The following is an 18835-nucleotide window of genomic DNA, read 5'->3' as shown; positions in this document are numbered from 1 at the left end:
CAGTTTGTATGAATCCAAAAAAGGAGGGAGCGATGAGGCTCCCTCCTTTAGTATACGTTACGCGCCCAGGAAATTTTTCTTGAAGAATTCGAGTTGACGTTCCAATGTGAGTGGATCGTTAAAGTAGAATTCTTTTGAATCGACTTCGAAGACGTGGTTATTTTTGACGGCAGGGATATTTTTGTACGTGTCCGTTTCTGTAAACGAGTTATCAGCTTCCGCAGTTTTGCTGAAGATCAGGTAGTCGCCTGCATATTCTGGTAAGACTTCAGGTGATAACGCATAATAACCGTCTTTTAATGCCATCTCCGTGACTTTTTTTGGCATTTTCAGCTTCATCTCTTGATAGAGAATTTCTGTCCCGCGGCCCCAGTTGTCGCCGAAGACATAAAGTTGTTTTTCGAAGCTTTCGATGACGGAAACCGTCGCATCTTCACCGATTTTGGCTTTGATTTCTTTACCGGCATCTGCTGCACGTGTTTTGAAGTCTTTGACCCAGTCACGTGCTTCCTGTTCTTTGTTGAGCAATTTACCGATTTCGATGTGTTGCGTCAAGTAATCAACTTTTCCGTATGTGTACGTGACAGTCGGTGCGATTTTTTTGAATTGATCGATGTTTTTTGTCGTATCGTAACCAATGATGAGATCGGGTTCGAGTTCGATGACTTTTTCAACATTTTCTTCCGATACTTCTTGGACATCTTTCAAATCAAACTTCGGATTCGATTTTGACCATGAATCGACACCGACGAGCGGGACGTCGAGTGCCATGACGTTGCCGGCGAAACCGGCCAGGACGACGACACGTTTTGGATCAGCCGGGACTTCGATGTCACCTTTTTCGGATTTATAGGTAATCGTTTCTTTTTTTGTATCAGCGGATGATGTCTCTTCTTTTTTCTCCGTGTTGCCACAGGCGGCAATCACAAGTGTTAACAATAAAAGAACCGGTAATAACAGTTTTTTCATGATTCAATCTCCCTTAATTAAGTTGTAGGTGACGCACATCGGTTTATTCGTGCGCGGATCACGACCGATTTCGGCATCGATATGGAATACATCTTTGAGGACGTCCTTTGAGATGACTTCCTCACACGTTCCGGCTTTGACGACTTCACCGTGTTTCATGGCGATGATGTAATCGGCGAAACGTGCCGCTTGATTCAAATCGTGTAACACCATCACGATGGTCCGACCTTCTGTCCGGTTGAGCTGTTCCAGTAACTCCAGGACTTCAAGTTGGTGAGCGAGATCGAGGTAGGTCGTCGGCTCATCAAGGAAGATGATGTCGGTTTCCTGCGCGAGTGCCATCGCAATCCAGACCCGTTGCCGCTGACCACCGGACAAAGCGTCGACAGGACGATGCTTAAACGCCATCGTGTCTGTCGCTTCGAGTGCCCAATCGATGATCTCGTAATCGTGTTTCGTCAGACGACCAAAACCTTTTTGATAAGGAAATCGACCGTATGAGACAAGCTCTGCGACCGTCAGACCACTTGCGCTTTCCGGGGTTTGCGGCAGAATAGCCATTTTCCGGGCAAGCAGTTTTGTACTTTCCTTCGCGATATCGAGACCATCGAGCAACGCACGCCCTGATTGATGGGGTATGATCCGGGTCATCGCTTTTAATAACGTCGATTTTCCGCATCCGTTTGCCCCGATGATCGTCGTGATTTGTCGATCGGGAATCTGGACCGTCAAGTCTTTGACGATGGTACGATCTCCGTAACCGATGCTGATTTCTTCCGTTGCTAGACGTACCATACACACAGACTCCTTTTCGGTTAAAATCGTATTCGTTGATAATGATTATCACTATCGTCCACCTAACCATACCAGTTTCATAAAAACGCTGTCAACATTTTTTCTTGTCTTCAAGACATGTTCACGTTATCATTGGAAATGAGAATGATAATCAGTCGTATCGAATCGAATCGTGAGGGAGTGAGCGAGATGGAACAGCAGGAATTGTTCGATGTAACGGTAATTGGTGGAGGCCCGGCCGGGTTATACTCTACTTTCTATAGTGGACTACGCGGAATGAAGACGAAATTAATCGAATATCAGGCAGAACTGGGTGGAAAGATTCACGTCTATCCGGAAAAGATGATTTGGGACGTCGGAGGTCAGCCACCTATTACCGGTGCAAAGCTGATGGAACAGCTGGTCGAACAAGGACTGACGTTTAATCCGACAGTCCATTTGAACGAAAAAATCATCTCCATCACGAAAGATGTGTTCGGCAACTTCGTACTCGAAGCAGAGTCGGGGACGATCCATTATTCGAAAACCGTCATCGTTGCCGTTGGAGGCGGGATCCTCAATCCGCAGAAGCTGAAAATCGAAGGCGCAGAACGGTATGAAGTGTCGAACTTGAACTACACTGTCAAATCGATTGAACGGTTTAAGGATAAGACCGTCATTATTTCCGGCGGAGGGAACTCGGCAATCGATTGGGCGAACGAGCTCGAACCGGTCGCAAAAAAAGTTTACGTCACATACCGGAAAGACTGCTTCACGGGGCATGAAGCGCAAGTTGAACAGCTCGTCAACAGTTCCGCTGTTTGTCTGCTCAACACGACAATTCATAAGCTGGTTGCGAGTGACGACCATCACCGGATTGCCTCGGTCGAACTGATTGACTGTACGACGAACGAGACGGTGACGCTGGAGATTGATGAAGTCATCATCAATCACGGCTATGAGCAGGATGCCGAGTTGCTTTCGAACTGCGATCTTGAGTTGCAACAGGTCGATGATTTTTACATCGCCGGGACAGCATCGAGTGAATCAAGTGTGCCTGGTCTCTATGCAGCGGGTGATATCCTGTCGCATGATGGCAAAGTTCATCTCATCTCCGGTGCATTCCAGGATGCAGCGAATGCTGTCAACCGTGCGAAGAAGTTTATTGAACCGGAGGCACCGAAAGTCGCGATGGTGTCGTCGCATAATGAAGTCTTTAAAAAACGGAATCGGGAATTGATTCAGGAAATGGTGAACCAGAATCATTAACAAACAGAGCAAAAACGTATTTCTACAGCCTTTTCGGTTGCGGAAGTACGTTTTTTGTCTGTTCTGTACTACTACAGAAAGATTTGACATCTAGCTGTATTTAGGACAAAATTCACTTATGTGTTTTTAAAATGTGTGAAATTAAGGAGGCAGATTATGGCAGCAACGAAACGCAAACCACTTGGTCTTGCTTGGCAGATTTTAATCGGATTGATTCTCGGGATTACCGTCGGTGGTATCTTTTACGGGAATCCACATGTCGCGGAGTGGCTGAAGCCAATCGGTGATATCTTTATCCGGATGATGAAAATGATCGTCGTCCCAATCGTCTTTACGACAATCGTGCTCGGTGTTTCATCGGTCGGAAGTCCAAAAAGTCTGGGACGCCTTGGCGCGAAGACGCTCGGTTACTTTACAATCGTCACGATGATTGCGATCTTTACCGGATTATTCGCAGCAAACCTTGTTGAGCCGGGAGCCGGTATCAATATGGCGACGCTTGAAAAGACGGACATCTCAACGTACGTCGCAACGGAAGAAACGACGAAAGATCAAGGTCTTGTCGAAAAAATCGTCAATATCGTGCCGACGAACATCCTGGATGCGATGGTGCGCGGTGATATGCTGGCCATCATCTTCTTCTCGGTTCTGTTTGGACTCGGTGTCGGATTTGCGGGCGAAAAAGGCTTGCCGGTCGTCCGCTTCTTCGAAGGTGTCGCAGCGGCGATGTTCAACCTGGTTAACATCGTCATGAAGTTCGCGCCAATCGGTGTATTCGCCTTGATTGGTGTCACCGTCTCGACGTTCGGAATCGAATCACTCGGTTCATTGTTTAAATTGATTGGAACATTATATGTCACGGCGCTTCTTTTCATGGTCATCGTCTTCGGATCGATCATGAAGTGGGTCGGCATCCGGGTATCGGATTTCGTCCGTGTCTTTAAGGATGAATTGCTCCTGACGTATTCGACGGCATCGTCGGAAACAGTGTTACCACGCGTCATGGAGAAACTGGAGAAGATGGGTGTGCCAAAATCGATCGTCAGCTTCGTTGTTCCGACGGGTTACTCATTTAACCTCGATGGATCAGCACTTTACCAAGCCATGGCTGCGTTGTTCATCGCGCAGATGTACAACATTGATTTATCGATCGGCACGCAGTTGACGCTTGTCTTCGTTCTGATGCTGACGTCAAAAGGAATGGCTGCTGTACCGGGAGTTTCGTTTGTTGTGTTGCTCGCAACACTCGGAACGGTCGGGATTCCACCAGAAGGTCTCGCCTTCATCGCCGGGATCGACCGGATCATGGATATGATGCGTTCTGTCGTCAACGTGACAGGGAACACGCTCGCATCACTCGTCATCGCGAAGTGGGAAGGTGTCCTTGATTCCGACCAACTCGACGAGTTCATGTCGACGGAAGGTAAGCAGGATAAAGTGAAAAGTGCATAATAGGTACGACAGCAGACCAGATGAATCGTCATCTGGTCTTTTTTTTGTATTCGTAGAACGATGGTGTCGTTTTTGGCACGACCGATTTTCTCGGGCGGAATGCAAGCCGCGCTCGTCTCTGACGAACGGGTCTCGCCTGTTCCTGACGGAAGCAGTGCTTCCTTTTCCCGTAGAAGTCGGGCGATGAACACACGATACCTTTGTTGAATGGGTTGAATATCAGATTGTAAAAATATATCAAATCACAACGTTTATGAATAAAATAATGAATTTATCACGATTATTGAAAATAAGTTGAATAATGTTGATATAAAAATTAATATTATTAATATAGAACGTTGGATAGACAACAAAAGGAGGAAAAACAAGTGAATCTATTTATTCCGTTAATGATCACGATTGGGTTATTTGGTGGACAGTTTTACCTTTCAAGAAAAAGTAATTGGCTCGGAGTGATTATGCCTGTACTTGTCTTAGTGGCAGGAGCATACATATACTTCTATACAGGAGAGCATTCCGATGACCGTGAATCATTGATTCGGATTGGAACGCTTATGCTGACATCAATCCTAGTCAGTATGTCAGTGGAAGGGAATAAGTCCCGGAAGAAAAAACTACAACGCGAAAAGGATCGCCTCGATATTCAAGATTTGTAAGAGAGAAGTGAGGGAAAACGATGGAACGACAGGATGTACCTGCTTGGGTACTGGCTTTAGAACAAGAACACCTCGAATTCATCCGGAAGTTTGTCTTAAACTCCGGTTCTTTAAAAGATATGGCATCTTCTTATCAGGTATCCTATCCGACCGTCCGGACGAAGCTAAACCAGTTGATTGAACGAATCGAGTCCGTACAACAAGAGGACGTCGAGTTCATCAACATGATCAAGAACCTTGTTCTGGATGAACGGTTAAATCTTGATATCGCGAAAGTCATTATCGATTCTTATCGAAAAGATCAAAAAAAGTGAATGAAAACAAAAATGAGATCCCCGAGTAAAATCGGCGATCTCATTTTGCATTATTTCTTGTCGTCCTTTTTTTCCTGTTCTTTCTTGATCATCTTCTTGGCTGCCATCCGGAAGCGGAAGATGAGGTAGAGACGGTAAAAGTCGACGGCTGCGAACAGCGTCAAGAGGATCGTCCAGAAGTTGAAGACGGTTCCCGCCTCGATTGAGTTGCTGTACGCGAGGTACATGAACAGAATACCGAAGATGGCATAGAAAAATGCCATGAAGTTTGAACCTTGTCGCATGAAAACACTACCTTTCGTTAATTAAGTCGTTGCGTATAGGGCAAGTACGACGATGCCGTTGTTAAAGACATGGATCGCGATTGGAGCGATGATGCGGCGGGTCTTGACGAAGACGAGCGAGAAGACGAAACTCATCGCGACGTAAATCAAGAACTTGTTGTCGCCATGGATCAGACCGAAGATGACACCGCTGAGAACGAAGCTGAAGATGAAGTTCAGTTTCGTCGACAAGTTTCCGAACATGATGTGCCGGAACAGAAACTCTTCCATGATCGGACCTAGCAGGACGACCATGACTTGAAGAATCGGAATGACCTGAATCGCCTTCATGATGTCATCCGTATTTTGTGATTTCGCGATGTTTTCAATCCCACCGGACAACCAGGCATCAATCAAGTTGACACTGATTAAAGAGACATACAGTAAGACAATCCCGATTCCGATCCACTTTAACGTATCCATCGTATCGGTTTGGTTGCCCTCTGCTTTCCACTTCTGCCAGTCAGGACGTAGACAATAGAAGGAAACGATGACGGCTACGGTAAAGCCAATCGCGAGCCACCAACCGAGAACACTTGGAATTTGGCTTTTTGACAGGAAACTCGGAAAGGTTGCCGGGACAAGTTGCACGATTAAATAAATCACGATCGGAATGACGTGACGGATTTGCCACTTCTCAGCCATGTTAAACGGCAGATTGACGGAATTTTTCATCGGGCGGAACACAACTCCTTTGTAATGAAGGTACTGTCCCGATTGTAACAAACAAACCGACCGGGCGCACGAATGGTGATGGTTCAAAGATGTCAATTTCGGGAAAACGGATAAGGGTTCGGGCTTGAATTCCAACCGGATACCGTTTAAGATAAAAGTATGTTAGCACTCCAATTAAGTGAGTGCTAAAAAACAGTCATGTTCAAGGAGGATGTTTCGCATGTTAAAACCACTTGGTGATCGCATCGTGATCGAAGTCGTTAAAAAAGAAGAAACAACACTCGGAGGAATCGTTCTTCCTGGGTCAGCGAAAGAAAAGCCGCAAGAGGGTAAAGTCGTCGCTGTCGGTACAGGCCGTGTGACGGAGCAGGGTGTCCGTATACCACTTGAAGTGAATGTCGGGGACCACGTCATCTATGCGCAATACGCAGGGTCAGAAGTGAAAGTCGATGGCAACGAATACTTAATCTTACGCGAAAGCGATATTTTAGCAGTAGCAAACTAATCAAAGGGGGATTTCAGTCATGGCAAAAGATATCTTATTCAGTGAAGAAGCACGCCGGGCGATGCTTCGCGGAGTAGACGCATTAGCGGACGCAGTCAAAGTGACAATCGGACCAAAAGGACGGAACGTCGTTCTCGAACGTAAATTCGGTTCACCACTCATCACGAATGACGGTGTGACAATCGCAAAAGAAATCGAACTCGAAGATCACTTCGAAAACATGGGCGCGAAGCTTGTCGCAGAAGTCGCGTCGAAAACAAATGAAATCGCAGGGGATGGTACGACAACAGCGACAGTCCTCGCACAAGCGATGATCCGTGAAGGACTCAAAAACGTCACTGCGGGTGCAAACCCGATGGTCATCCGTAAAGGGATCGAAAAAGCAGTCCGCCGTGCCGTCGAAGAACTGCACGCGATCGCAAAACCAATCGAAGGCAAAGAAGCGATCGCGCAAGTTGCGGCGATTTCAGCAGCTGACGAAGAAGTTGGTCAATTGATCGCCGAAGCGATGGAACGTGTCGGTCAGGACGGTGTCATCACAATCGAAGAATCACGCGGCTTCACGACGGAACTCGACGTCGTCGAAGGAATGCAGTTCGATCGTGGATATGCATCACCGTACATGATCACGGATTCCGATAAGATGGAAGCGGTCCTTGAGAACCCGTACATCCTGATCACGGACAAAAAGATTTCGAACATCCAGGAAATCCTGCCGGTGCTTGAGCAGGTCGTCCAACAAAACAAACCACTCTTGATCATCGCGGAAGATGTAGAAGGCGAAGCACTCGCGACACTCGTCGTCAACAAACTCCGTGGAACGTTCAACGCTGTTGCCGTTAAAGCACCAGGTTTCGGAGACCGTCGTAAAGCGATGCTCGAAGACATTTCGATCGTTACTGGCGCAGAACTGATCACAGAAGAGCTTGGTCTTGATCTGAAAGAAACACAAATCACGCAACTCGGCCGTGCATCGAAAGTCGTCGTCTCAAAAGACAACACGACAATCGTCGAAGGTAACGGACAAAGTGATTCCATCACAGCGCGTGTCGGAGCGATCCGTTCGCAAATCGAAGAAACGACAAGCGACTTCGATCGTGAAAAACTCCAAGAGCGTCTTGCGAAACTCGCAGGCGGCGTAGCCGTCGTCAAAGTCGGAGCAGCAACAGAAACGGAATTGAAAGAACGGAAGCTCCGAATTGAAGATGCGCTCAACGCGACACGCGCAGCGGTCGAAGAAGGAATCGTTGCCGGTGGGGGAACGGCCTTCATCCACGTCACGAAAGCCGTCGAATCGATTCTTGCTGTCACAACTGGCGACGAAGCAACAGGTGTCAACATCGTCCTTCGTGCGCTCGAAGCACCGCTCCGTCAAATCGCGGAAAACGCCGGTCAAGAAGGTTCAGTCATCGTCGAGCGTCTCAAGCATGAAGCACAAGGTATGGGCTACAACGCAGCGACAGACGAGTATGTCGATATGATCGAAACAGGAATCGTCGATCCGGCGAAAGTAACGCGTTCAGCACTTCAAAACGCAGCGTCGGTTTCAGCGATGTTCCTAACGACAGAAGCCGTCATCGCCGATAAACCAGAACCAGCTGGTGCACCTGCAATGCCTGATATGGGCGGTATGGGTGGCATGGGCGGAATGATGTAATCTAACCATAAAACGGCGCTAACTAGTATAGGTTTGTAGTTGTACTGTATTAGGAAACGCCATTTTATAATTAACTTTTGGGGAGACCCTTTGTAAGTTCTTTGAACTTATAGAGGGTCTTCTTTTTTTACTCTATTAGTACAAAACTTCTTTCGAAGTTTATTTTATGCATGATAATTTCTATTGAGTATGAATGAGTATTTTTTAAATTATTTAAAAAGAATAGTAAATATTTTTCGGAAAATGGAATTGTAAATCAGGAAAACTATATAATTAAAATCAAATAAAAGGCAACGCTTCAAGGGGGATGAAGAATGAAGAATAGGATTCATATAATGGGTGCTTCGGGGTCCGGAACATCCACACTGGGCAAAGCTTTAGCAGAAGTTCTTCCACATAATTCTTTAGATACAGATGATTATTTTTGGATATCTAAGTTTACTAAACAACGTTCCATACCTGATCGAATAGAAATGCTGAAGAATGACTTATCGTGTTCCAAACAATGGGTTTTATCTGGAGCAGTTGTAAAGTGGGGAGAATGCTTAGAGTCTTATTTCGATCTCGTTATTTTCTTATGGGTTCCAACGGAAATCAGACTTGAAAGACTACAGCAACGGGAAATAAATCGGTATGGGGAAGAAGTATTACCCGGTGGTAGTAAATATGAACAATCACAAGCCTTTTTGGAATGGGCTACTCTATATGACAATGCTGGTGTGGAAGTTAGAAGTAAAGTTTTGCACGAAAAGTGGATGGCTGGATTATCTTGTCCGATATTGAGAATTGAAGGAGATTATTCAGTTGAAGAATGTGTGACTACGGTTAAGGAGTGTTTAGATTCGAGGAACTCAATTTAATCTTGCAATAAAAAGAATTTTCCAACACTTCTTTGTGAAGGGTTTTGTTTGGAAAGTATAAAGTATATAGAAAAGGATGAGATTAATGGACCAACTTGAAAAGATCACAATCAAGCCGTTAAAAGATCAGTTCGTAACGATCGTCAACGTAGCTAACGACCCATTTCCTATCATCGGCAAGATTATCCCCCAATTTTATAATGGCGTTTGGTCTTACGAAGAAGATTTATATGATACGCCATCGGAAACACGCTTTCCGGATGACAATCTCGATTGGACTACTTATATCGACAGTAATGAAAAGATTATTTTACTAACCTTTTACGAGGACGTGTGCATTGGTCAAATCCGTCTCGTCAAAGACTGGAACCGTTTTGCCTATATTGAAAACATCGCCGTCAAAAAGGATTTTCGAAAAAGCGGTGTCGGTCACTTGTTACTTGAAGCAGCCGAAACCTGGGCGAAGGAACAGTCGTTAATCGGCTTATCGCTTGAAGCACAAAACGATAATCTGATTGCCTGCCGTTTTTACGTCAAAGAAGGATTTGTCCTCGGCGGTGTGGATACGCTGAAACAGTCTGCTAATCCGAAGATTGATTTGACACTGTACTGGTATAAAATTTTTCAAGAAACTGAAGGAACTGCCGATGAACAAAAGTGAATTAATCGCATTAGCGGAACAGATGTTGATTGATGAGTATGTGTACGATGAAGAACGGGGTTATTCCACGAGTGAAGGTTCGCCATCTGACTTGGCGTATGAAATAGCACGTCGCTTTCAGGATGTTCAAATGCTTCCTGTTTTAATGGACCTGCTTGAACAGACTAAACGGTTGGACATGAAACAGCGTTTCTACTTTATGCTTGGGATGATTGGTACGAACACAGGCGACATACGTGTTGCTGATTTATTGTTAGAGCAACTGGCGCAAGAGACGAAGCCGACACTGATTGTCAAAATCCTTGATGAACTGGCGAAACAGGAACGGATACATGACGCGACGGATATCATCAAGTATATCGAGGATGCCCGTTCGGCTATTCGAAATTCGGCGATTGAGGCACTGCGTGTCTGCCGGGGAGATGAAGCAGAGGATGCGTTAATTCGATTCATTACAACCTCCACCGATTCATTTGAAATCATGAGTGCGAATTTTGTGTTAGCAACCATCGGGACAGAGCGGGTGATTCCGTATCTGTTACCGCTCCTCGATCATCCGAAAGGTGATGTCCGGCACTCGGTGCTGAATGCCATAAGTGAACTCGGAGACGATACCTTCCTTCCAATGTTTATAAAAGGCTTAGAAGATCGGTCGATTGACGTCAAAGCATATGCATTGCTTGGGATTGCGAAACACGGGGATGCCTCCGCCATTCAGCCGGTCATCAAACGGCTGAAGACCATGTTGAAGCGACAGCGGCAGATTCAAAGTGACGAAGGTTTGGTTGCACTGCGTTTTTTAAATCGCTATCGACAATCGGACAAAACAATTCCGGTGTTATTTGACTGGATCGTCACCAAAAAATGGGAGGTCCTGTTTGACGACGAGCAACAGTGGTTAAAAAGGAATCATCCAGAGTGAGAGGTGACTTCAGCAACTGTTGGAGTCATCTTTTGTTATTTATAAAAAAACAAAACTTCATTCTTTACTAATCGTTCTAGAAAGGGTATGATCGGTTTGTAATCAGAAAACAACTCACCCTTTTTAGAACGAACATTCTAAAAAACAGCGATGATGGTTTTTGCAACGATTGAAGGAGAAATGACATGGCTAGAAGTAAAGAGTTTGACGAAACGGTTGTCTTAAGAAAAGCGATGGAGTTGTTTTGGGAGCAAGGCTACGAAAAAACATCGATGCAGGATTTAGTCGACCGCATGGGGATCCACCGGAGAAGTATCTACGACACGTTTGGTGACAAACGCTCATTGTTCCTGGCGGCTCTGGATGCATATGAAAAATTCATTACGCACGAGATGGAGACGATCATTCGACAACAGGATTCGGTTCACGCGGCAATCCGTGACGTGTTCCTGTTCATCCTTCATTCTTCGGACCAGTATCCAAAAGGATGTCTGTCAGTGAATGCAGCAGTCGAACTGTCCTTACTCGATCAGGAAATCGATCGGCTCGTGACAGCGATGTTCAACCGGACGGAAGACATGTTCGAGGAGTTGATTCGGCACGGTCAGCAAAACGGCGAACTGTCGGACGATATCGATCCGGTACAGACGGCTCGTTTTCTGCACAACAATCTGATTGGTCTGCGCGTGTTGATCAAAACGAACTACAGTCAAAAAGAATTAGAAAGTATCATCACCCTGGCACTTAAAGTGCTGGACTGACTTTCTTTTTTTACTCATTCTAGAACGCTCATTCTAAAAACAGCTTTACTATTTTAAGGAGGAAAATAATCATGACTACGACTCAACTACCAACACAATCACAATTTATCGAAGCAGCAGGAACACGTTACGCGTACCGGACAATGGGACAGACGGAAGGAATGCCAGTCGTCCTGTTCGTCCATTTCAGAGGAACGATCGAAAACTGGGATCCGAAATTGTTGGCACCGCTCGCAGCCACCCGCCCGGTCATCCTGTTCGACAATAAAGGAGTCGGGGAGACGGACGGTGAAACACCGGACAGTGTGACGGAGATGGCACAAGACGCGATCGCCTTCATCCGGGCACTCGGCCATGAACAAGTCGACGTCCTTGGTTTTTCAATCGGCGGTATGGTGGCACAGGAAGTCGCACTTCAAGCACCGAACCTCGTCCGGAAAATGGTTTTGGCCGGTACGTCACCGGAAGCGGGCGTCAATCCGCACCCTGAAATTTTTGAGCGGATGAACCGTCACGGAGGAACGGAAGAAGACGGTATCAACGATTTTATGTTCTTCTTCTACGGACCGACGGAGACAAGCCGAACAGCCGGAATGGCGTCGCTCGAAAGAATTTTCAGTCAGAAACAGTTCCACAGTTCGGATCAGGTGAAAGCAGCACAAATGCAATCGGTCGCCAAATGGGCGCAGCAAAAACCGGAAGAGGATTATGAATGGTTACGGACGATCAAACATCCTGTCCTCGTGACGAACGGAATTGAAGACGTGATGGTTCCGACGAAAAACAGTTATATTTTGGCGGAAAAAATGCCGAATGCCCAGTTAATCATTTATCCGGATTCCGGACACGGTCATTTGTTCCAGTTCCCTGAACTGTTTGCCGCACACGTCAACTTATTCCTGGATTCAGATGCGATTTAAGCAGTGGTCAAAACAGACGAAGGAGGATTTATCATGAAAGCCGCTCAAATCACGAAGTATTCCAAAGTAATCGAAGCACAGGTCAATGAAGTGCCCGTTCCGGATATTCAAGACCATGAAGTCTTGATCAAGGTGAAAGCAGCCGCAATCAATCCCCTCGAGATGCTGATCATGACGGGAAGCGTCAAGCTGATTCAAGATTACAGCTTTCCGTTGACGATCGGGAATGAACTGGCGGGTGTCGTCGAGAAAGTCGGGAAGAAGGTAACCGGATTTTCGGTCGGGGATGATGTCTATACGCGTCTGCCGATTGAAAAAATCGGTGCCATCGCTGAATATGCAGCAGTTGCAGCGTCCGCGATTGCTTTGATGCCAAAGAATCTATCGTACGAAGAAGCGGCAGCAGTCGCCCTGACCGGACTGACGGCCTATCAGGGATTACATGAAGAATTAAACGTTCAAGCGGGAAAAACGATTTTCATTCCGGGTGGATCCGGCAGTTTTGGTCAAATGGCGGTTCCGCTTGCGAAGAGACTCGGATTAAAAGTGATTGTCAGCGGAAATGCCGAGTCCCGTGACCGGACGATGCAGCTCGGTGCCGATCAGTACCTGGATTACGCGACTCAAAATTACGAGGAACTCTTGTCGAATGTCGATTACGTCATCGATACGCTCGGACCAAAGGAATTCAAAAAGGAACTTAGCATCCTCAAACGGGGAGGACGGTTGCTGTCGTTGCGGACCGGACCAAACAAACGATTCGCGAAGGATCGGAAGTTTCCATTTTGGAAACAAACATTGTTTTCACTCGCCGGTGCCGGTTATGATCGAGCGGCAAAAAAACAGGGTATCGAATACCGGTTCATCTTCGTCCGTGCAGACGGGACGCAATTAAGAGCCATCACCCAAATCGTCGAAGCCAATCAGATTGTCCCGGCCCTTCACCCGCAACGCTTTACGATTGAGCAGGTCAATGAAGCATTGAAGTTGGTCGCGACCGGACGTCCAAAAGGAAAGGTCATGATTACGTTTTGAAGAGATATCGAAAAGGAGACACCGTCATGCAGAAAACGGTTTTGATTACAGGGGCATCAGGGGGGATCGGTAAAGAATTAGCCGACCGGTTTGCTCAAGATGGGTACAATATGGTACTCGTCGCCCGTAATGAAGCAAAGATTTTGGAACTTGCGACGGACTATCAGATGACTCATGGTGTCGACGTGACCGTCATCGCTAAAGACGTCGCAACACCCGGTGTCCCACAGGAAATATTTAATGAACTGCAACAGAAAAAAAATCACGTCGACTATTTAATCAACAATGCCGGATTTGGGCTGTACGGAGCATTTTTAGAAACGGATCTTGAGCAGGAAATGAATATGATTGAAGTCAACATCAAGGCCGTGACCGTCATGACCAAACTGTTTTTACCCGGTATGGTGCAACGAAACCGAGGCGGTGTCATGAATGTCTCTTCAATGGTTGGATTTTTCCCGGGACCGTTAATGTCGGTCTATCACGCCACGAAGTCGTACGTCTTATCGTTCACAGAAGCACTCGAAAATGAAGTGAGCGGTACAAATGTAACCGTGACAGCACTTTGTCCGGGACTGACCGCCACCGGCTTCGTCGACCGTGCCGGCATGGGGAAATCGAACATGCTTCAAGGTAAAGTGATGGAGGCAGGACGCGTCGCAGAAATCGGATACCGTGGATTCTTGAAGGGTCAGACGCTGATCATTCCGGGCACACAAAATCGAATCATTTCGTTCATTCCGCGTTTGTTGCCGCGTAAACGGCTTACCCGGATGATTCGGAAAATGCAGGATGGATCAACAACATAACTAGTGTAATAAGCGGTAAATCAATCATCGCTTGCATACGAAAAGGAGGAGCCGGATACCAGTCCGTCTCCTCCTTTTTGGTACTCTACTAGCGATTACTTGATGCAACCAATTCCCCCAGATTGCCTAAAAAAAAAGGTGAAACCTTATTGCTCCAATCCGTTCTTTTCGATGATCGCATCCGACAGACGCAAATCTTTTCGTACTTGTTTCGTTTGCGGTCGGCACATGTCACGGTCGACCTGTTTTTTCGTCGAGACGTCATAACAGGTACCGTTACCGGCTTTTTCCGTCAGCTTCGCTTTGTAATAGTAACCTTTATAACGGAACGAACCGTCGCGGAAAGCGGTCAGATTCGGTTCATCATCGAGCAGAGAGTCGCCCATCATATAGGGAGCGTCGAGATTCAGTAAATCGACGATCGTCGGGGCGATATCGATTTGTCCACCGTTCTCTTGGATGACTTGCCCCTTGTCCTGGTTTGGTTTCTTGATGAACAGCGGGACTTGGCGATCGAGTTCAAAAGCATCGACGGCATTGTCGATTCCGAGTTCCCGTTGCATCTCACTGTCTGTGTTCGTCAGACCGCTGTCATGATCGCCGTAAAAGATGACAAGTGTGTCGTCCCACATGTCTTTTTTCTTCAATTCCTTGACCATCTGTCCGACGGCTCCGTCGACGTAGTGGATGGTCTGGTAATAGCCTCTTAACATCGGATCGTCATAACCGGACAAGTCGAGTTGCCGTTCGTCTTTTGGTATCTCGTATGGCGTATGACTTGTCAAGGCGACAAGGAAGGAGAAGTACGGTTCTTTCAGCATTTCCATATGTTTAATCGATTTTGTGAAAAACTGTTTGTCATTCAGGGCCATGCCGATTTTCTTTTGTTTCGGATAATCATCTTGGCTGAAAAAATGTTTGAAGCCGATATTTTGATAGACCTGATCGCGGTTCCAAAAGCCTTTTTCATACGCATGCATGGCAGCTGTGTCGTACCCGTTCGTACGCAACAGATCTGGCAGCGCGTCAAACTCGTTGTCCGGGAACCGGGTATAGACAGAACCGGATTTTAACGGATAAAGCGAAGTGTTCGTAATGAATTCGGCGTCCGAAGTCCGCCCTTCGTGCGTCTGGTGGTAAAACGACGAGAAGTACAATGATTCCTCTTTCAGTTTGTTTAAATTCGGAGTTAAGGTCTGACCGTTCACTTGTTGGTCGATGACCGATGCCTGAAACGATTCGAGCTGCACTAAAATGATGTTTGGTTTTTTCGTGGCACCACTCGTGTCGGAAGTTTTCTTTTCGTCGATCTGTTGTTGTTCCGACGTGGTCAACGCTTTGTCCGGCGCAATGGCGCCTTGGATACCGCGCAACAAATCAATGCCGTGATATCCCCAAAATCCGAGCTGGTAATAGTCGCGCATGTCGGACACGGACCGGCTGAGCCGTTGGTCTTCTTTGACGACGCTGTATGTGACCGGAGCCGCAAACAGAACCATACCGGCAAGGAAAGCGAGTCCGGCCGTTTTTCGGCGTGTCTTTTTCGCAACGGCAAATGTCCGCTTTCGCATGAAGAACAAAAAGCCGATGAAAATCAGACTGTCCGCAAACAACAGGAAGTCCGATGGCAGAATCAAGGCAGCAAAACCGCTGCTGACATCTCCCATCTGCATCATCTGTGACATGAGCGAAACGGACAGGAAGTCGTCAAAGTAACGGTAATACCACATATCGGAAATCAGTAAAAAACTGTGGGCGATGAGAAGGCCGAGCCAAATCCAGCGGCGTTTTTGCCAGTCGATTAATAGGGTCCAACTCGACAGCACCAGCATACCGCCGAGATTCATGAAAAAGAGATCGAGCGGAAAAGCCGTATCGGTATAAAAACTAAACAGCACGAATTTTAACGTGCCCAACAATAAATAAAACGCGTAACCGAGTACAATCATGATTTGCTCCTAACGTTCGTCATAGTCTTGAAATAGTCTATACCCTGAAGCGAATGAGAACGAACGTTTGAGTCGGTCGTTATGTGCTGTGCATTTGAAAAAGCCGGGATTCAAGCAGTGAAGGAGAAAAGAAACATCGAAATAATAGGAATGTTATAGATTTTATAAGTAATTTACATTAGGATGAATTGGTGCGTATTTAATGTTTGAGGGAATTTTTTCAATTTCAGTCGTCCCGTCATGAATCAAAAAGTATAGGAGCTAATGTAAAATGAATCAACTGAATCAAAAAGAAGTGCCGCAACAAAAACTCATTAACACCAAAAGCCAGTTCCGGCCTGAAATCGAAGGGTTGCGTGTCGTTGCTGCCTTACTGGTCGCAGTCTATCATATCTGGTTCAACCGCGTATCGGGCGGTGTCGATGTGTTCTTCGTCATCTCCGGATTCCTGATCACGACGTCGATTATCTCGACGATTAACCGGACCGGTGAATTCCGCTTTTTGCCGTACGTCACGAAACTGATTAAACGGTTACTGCCGTCGGTCCTGTTCATTTTAGCCGTCGTCCTCGTTCTCAGTTCATTTTTACTGCCGCAATCGATTTTAGAGAAAACGATTCGTGAAGTCGTCGCCTCGATGTTCTTCTATCAAAACTGGCAACTCGCCATCTCGAGTACGGATTATCTGGATGCGAGTCAGATGAAATCGCCGGTCGAACATTTCTGGGCACTGTCGATTCAAGGTCAGTTCTATATGATTTGGTTTATTCTGTTCTCATTCATCTTATGGATGGTCAAAAAGTATACGATTAAAAACGTCAAACCGATGATCAATACGATTTTAGGAGTGTTGTTCGTCACATCGTTAAGCTATTCGATTTATTTAACGGAAGTCAACCAGCCGTGGGCGTATTTCATCACGATGACGCGCGTTTGGGAATTTGCGTTGGGCAGCCTGCTTTGCATCAACCTGTCGTCGATCCATGTTCCGAAATGGATGGCGACTTTGATGGGCTGGCTCGGATTAATAGGTCTTGTCCTGACCGGGATTCTCTTTAACGTCTCGCAAATGTTCCCGGGCTACATCGCCTTGTGGCCGATGACATGTGCGTTGTTCATCGTCCTGTCCGGAACACGCGACACGACGTTCGGCATCAAACGTTTCCTCGGATCAAAGCCGATGGTCAAACTCGGAGGCATTGCGTTCGGGATTTACCTTTGGCACTGGGTCCTGCTGGAGTTTTATCGGTACAACGTCCAGCAGACACCGGGCTTCCTGGTAGGAACTGCCATCATCCTGTCGGCGATTCTTCTGTCGTACCTGATGACGGAATTTATTGAGAAACCGATCCGCAGTGCAACAGTCGACCGGTCCGCTTTCAAGAAGCTCGGCATCATGATGAGTATCAACGTGTTGTTGATCGGTTCACTGATCGGACTCAAGTATTTCGAAGAGCAGGAATTAAAGAAGGGTGTCAGCGCAAACGATTATCCGGGAGCGATGGCGGTCAAGAATCCGGATCAAACGCCGGAGCGCGATCCGTTTCCGTCCTATGCCAACGTCTTTGATGACCTGCCGCTCGTCCACACCGACGGCAGTAATCAGGGACTGAGCAAAAGTGATGTCAAAGTCGGCGAATACGGCGAAACGAAAAACTATATCGCAACGATTGCCCTCGTCGGCAGTTCGCACTCGGAGCAATGGTTCGGAGCGATTCATGAAGCCGCAAAAGGTGAGAAGTACCGGGTCTTGAACATCACCCGTTCCGGGACACGCTTCTCGACCGGCTACGACGATAACGTCCTAAAAGGCATCTGGAATCAAAACGTCCTCGACTATTTGAAGGATGCCGATGTCGATCTGATCATCTCGCACGTCACGGCGGCGGATGCGACGAAAGATAAGATTCACCAACAGATGGTCGATCAAATGCAATACGTCAAAGACGAGTACGGCATCGACGGTCTGGCACTGCGGGATAATCCGCGTTACAGCTTCAACGTCCTCGAGTCGCTCGAGACGACGAGCATCGAAGAGACGACGAAGAAGATGAATGCCGAAGTCAACCAGCGTGATGAAGCGTATTGGAAAAACTTCGAGCAAACGAATAAGTCGCTCTACAAACTCGACTTGACGGATTACTTCCGCGTCAACGGCGAATTCCGTCCGGTCATCGGGAATGTCGTCATCTATCGTGATATCAGTCATATGACGAATTCATATGCTGAAAGTTTCGGACCGGTCTTCAAACAGAAACTGAATGAAGTCGTGACGGATATCCTGAAGAAAAAAGAAGAAAAGTAAGAACTGAAACACTTCCGCT

The 18835-nt window shown here is 46.7% G+C and carries 19 protein-coding genes; 14 read left to right on the top strand and 5 right to left on the bottom strand.

Annotated elements, in window-relative coordinates:
* Positions 1–57: 57 nt before the first annotated feature.
* Complete coding sequence (locus ACP26N_RS14620) at positions 58–969, bottom strand: iron-hydroxamate ABC transporter substrate-binding protein (protein WP_131972014.1); 912 nt, start codon at positions 967–969, stop codon at positions 58–60.
* Positions 970–972: 3 nt separating this feature from the next.
* The gene (locus ACP26N_RS14615) at positions 973–1764 is read right to left on the bottom strand and encodes an ABC transporter ATP-binding protein (protein WP_131502463.1); all 792 of its coding nucleotides are present in this window, start codon (positions 1762–1764) and stop codon (positions 973–975) included.
* 189 nt (positions 1765–1953) lie between these two features.
* On the opposite strand from ACP26N_RS14615, the gene ACP26N_RS14610 reads away from it, so the two are divergent.
* The 4 genes from ACP26N_RS14610 to ACP26N_RS14595 all read left to right on the top strand — a co-directional run bounded on the left by ACP26N_RS14610 (position 1954) and on the right by ACP26N_RS14595 (position 5434).
* A complete protein-coding gene (locus ACP26N_RS14610; RefSeq protein WP_131972020.1) occupies positions 1954–3012 on the top strand; it encodes an NAD(P)/FAD-dependent oxidoreductase in 1059 nt (352 codons plus the stop codon).
* 156 nt (positions 3013–3168) lie between these two features.
* The gene (locus ACP26N_RS14605; protein WP_214855822.1) at positions 3169–4464 is read left to right on the top strand and encodes a cation:dicarboxylate symporter family transporter; all 1296 of its coding nucleotides are present in this window, start codon (positions 3169–3171) and stop codon (positions 4462–4464) included.
* Between the two features lie 368 nt (positions 4465–4832).
* Positions 4833–5120: a hypothetical protein gene (locus ACP26N_RS14600; protein WP_114597265.1), complete on the top strand. Its 288-nt coding sequence runs from the start codon at positions 4833–4835 to the stop codon at positions 5118–5120.
* Between the two features lie 20 nt (positions 5121–5140).
* Positions 5141–5434, top strand: coding sequence for a DUF2089 family protein (locus ACP26N_RS14595; protein ID WP_114597266.1), 294 nt, complete (start codon positions 5141–5143; stop codon positions 5432–5434).
* A 50-nt stretch (positions 5435–5484) separates the two neighbouring features.
* On the opposite strand, the gene ACP26N_RS14590 is transcribed toward ACP26N_RS14595, so the two are convergent.
* Complete coding sequence (locus ACP26N_RS14590; protein ID WP_026831839.1) at positions 5485–5718, bottom strand: DUF4305 domain-containing protein; 234 nt, start codon at positions 5716–5718, stop codon at positions 5485–5487.
* A gap of 21 nt (positions 5719–5739) precedes the next feature.
* Entirely contained in the window at positions 5740–6432 is a 693-nt protein-coding gene (locus ACP26N_RS14585) for a CPBP family intramembrane glutamic endopeptidase (RefSeq protein ID WP_114597267.1), read from the bottom strand.
* Positions 6433–6652: 220 nt separating this feature from the next.
* Between ACP26N_RS14585 and groES the strand changes: the two genes are divergently transcribed.
* The 9 genes from groES (at position 6653) to ACP26N_RS14540 (ending at position 14562) form a co-directional block, all read left to right on the top strand.
* Complete coding sequence (groES, locus tag ACP26N_RS14580; RefSeq protein WP_426354260.1) at positions 6653–6937, top strand: co-chaperone GroES; 285 nt, start codon at positions 6653–6655, stop codon at positions 6935–6937.
* A gap of 19 nt (positions 6938–6956) precedes the next feature.
* On the top strand, positions 6957–8594 hold the full coding sequence (gene groL / locus ACP26N_RS14575; protein ID WP_426354259.1) for a chaperonin GroEL: 1638 nt from the start codon (positions 6957–6959) through the stop codon (positions 8592–8594).
* 314 nt (positions 8595–8908) lie between these two features.
* Positions 8909–9454 carry an AAA family ATPase gene (locus ACP26N_RS14570; RefSeq protein WP_426354258.1) on the top strand — a complete coding sequence of 182 codons (546 nt, stop codon included), beginning with the start codon at positions 8909–8911 and terminating at the stop codon, positions 9452–9454.
* Between the two features lie 85 nt (positions 9455–9539).
* Positions 9540–10115: a GNAT family N-acetyltransferase gene (locus ACP26N_RS14565; protein WP_426354257.1), complete on the top strand. Its 576-nt coding sequence runs from the start codon at positions 9540–9542 to the stop codon at positions 10113–10115.
* Positions 10102–11037, top strand: a complete 936-nt coding sequence (locus tag ACP26N_RS14560) for a HEAT repeat domain-containing protein (RefSeq protein ID WP_426354256.1) — start codon at positions 10102–10104, stop codon at positions 11035–11037. The genes ACP26N_RS14565 and ACP26N_RS14560 overlap by 14 nt, the downstream gene beginning before the upstream one ends.
* A gap of 185 nt (positions 11038–11222) precedes the next feature.
* A complete protein-coding gene (locus ACP26N_RS14555; protein ID WP_426354255.1) occupies positions 11223–11798 on the top strand; it encodes a TetR/AcrR family transcriptional regulator in 576 nt (191 codons plus the stop codon).
* 71 nt (positions 11799–11869) lie between these two features.
* Positions 11870–12718, top strand: a complete 849-nt coding sequence (locus ACP26N_RS14550; protein ID WP_426354253.1) for an alpha/beta fold hydrolase — start codon at positions 11870–11872, stop codon at positions 12716–12718.
* A gap of 33 nt (positions 12719–12751) precedes the next feature.
* Positions 12752–13753 (top strand): NADP-dependent oxidoreductase, encoded by a 1002-nt coding sequence (locus ACP26N_RS14545; RefSeq protein WP_426354252.1) that lies wholly within the window; start codon positions 12752–12754, stop codon positions 13751–13753.
* A 26-nt stretch (positions 13754–13779) separates the two neighbouring features.
* Positions 13780–14562, top strand: coding sequence for an SDR family NAD(P)-dependent oxidoreductase (locus ACP26N_RS14540; RefSeq protein WP_426354250.1), 783 nt, complete (start codon positions 13780–13782; stop codon positions 14560–14562).
* Positions 14563–14708: 146 nt separating this feature from the next.
* On the opposite strand, the gene ACP26N_RS14535 is transcribed toward ACP26N_RS14540, so the two are convergent.
* Complete coding sequence (locus tag ACP26N_RS14535; RefSeq protein ID WP_426354249.1) at positions 14709–16511, bottom strand: LTA synthase family protein; 1803 nt, start codon at positions 16509–16511, stop codon at positions 14709–14711.
* A 271-nt stretch (positions 16512–16782) separates the two neighbouring features.
* On the opposite strand from ACP26N_RS14535, the gene ACP26N_RS14530 reads away from it, so the two are divergent.
* Positions 16783–18816 (top strand): acyltransferase family protein, encoded by a 2034-nt coding sequence (locus ACP26N_RS14530; RefSeq protein WP_426354247.1) that lies wholly within the window; start codon positions 16783–16785, stop codon positions 18814–18816.
* Positions 18817–18835: the final 19 nt, after the last annotated feature.

The sequence above is a fragment of the Exiguobacterium sp. R-39 genome (assembly GCF_049942815.1).
Classification (GTDB): domain Bacteria; phylum Bacillota; class Bacilli; order Exiguobacteriales; family Exiguobacteriaceae; genus Exiguobacterium_A.
This window is presented reverse-complemented; position numbering and strand designations above follow the sequence as displayed.

Bases quoted from the DNA above. Each gene is read 5' to 3' on its own strand.
- ACP26N_RS14620 (WP_131972014.1), bottom strand. From the start codon at position 969: ATGAAAAAACTGTTATTACCGGTTCTTTTATTGTTAACACTTGTGATT.
- ACP26N_RS14615 (WP_131502463.1), bottom strand. From the start codon at position 1,764: ATGGTACGTCTAGCAACGGAAGAAATCAGCATCGGTTACGGAGATCGT.
- ACP26N_RS14610 (WP_131972020.1), top strand. From the start codon at position 1,954: ATGGAACAGCAGGAATTGTTCGATGTAACGGTAATTGGTGGAGGCCCG.
- ACP26N_RS14605 (WP_214855822.1), top strand. From the start codon at position 3,169: ATGGCAGCAACGAAACGCAAACCACTTGGTCTTGCTTGGCAGATTTTA.
- ACP26N_RS14595 (WP_114597266.1), top strand. From the start codon at position 5,141: ATGGAACGACAGGATGTACCTGCTTGGGTACTGGCTTTAGAACAAGAA.
- ACP26N_RS14590 (WP_026831839.1), bottom strand. From the start codon at position 5,718: ATGCGACAAGGTTCAAACTTCATGGCATTTTTCTATGCCATCTTCGGT.
- ACP26N_RS14585 (WP_114597267.1), bottom strand. From the start codon at position 6,432: ATGAAAAATTCCGTCAATCTGCCGTTTAACATGGCTGAGAAGTGGCAA.
- groES (WP_426354260.1), top strand. From the start codon at position 6,653: ATGTTAAAACCACTTGGTGATCGCATCGTGATCGAAGTCGTTAAAAAA.
- groL (WP_426354259.1), top strand. From the start codon at position 6,957: ATGGCAAAAGATATCTTATTCAGTGAAGAAGCACGCCGGGCGATGCTT.
- ACP26N_RS14570 (WP_426354258.1), top strand. From the start codon at position 8,909: ATGAAGAATAGGATTCATATAATGGGTGCTTCGGGGTCCGGAACATCC.
- ACP26N_RS14565 (WP_426354257.1), top strand. From the start codon at position 9,540: ATGGACCAACTTGAAAAGATCACAATCAAGCCGTTAAAAGATCAGTTC.
- ACP26N_RS14560 (WP_426354256.1), top strand. From the start codon at position 10,102: ATGAACAAAAGTGAATTAATCGCATTAGCGGAACAGATGTTGATTGAT.
- ACP26N_RS14555 (WP_426354255.1), top strand. From the start codon at position 11,223: ATGGCTAGAAGTAAAGAGTTTGACGAAACGGTTGTCTTAAGAAAAGCG.
- ACP26N_RS14550 (WP_426354253.1), top strand. From the start codon at position 11,870: ATGACTACGACTCAACTACCAACACAATCACAATTTATCGAAGCAGCA.
- ACP26N_RS14545 (WP_426354252.1), top strand. From the start codon at position 12,752: ATGAAAGCCGCTCAAATCACGAAGTATTCCAAAGTAATCGAAGCACAG.
- ACP26N_RS14540 (WP_426354250.1), top strand. From the start codon at position 13,780: ATGCAGAAAACGGTTTTGATTACAGGGGCATCAGGGGGGATCGGTAAA.
- ACP26N_RS14535 (WP_426354249.1), bottom strand. From the start codon at position 16,511: ATGATTGTACTCGGTTACGCGTTTTATTTATTGTTGGGCACGTTAAAA.
- ACP26N_RS14530 (WP_426354247.1), top strand. From the start codon at position 16,783: ATGAATCAACTGAATCAAAAAGAAGTGCCGCAACAAAAACTCATTAAC.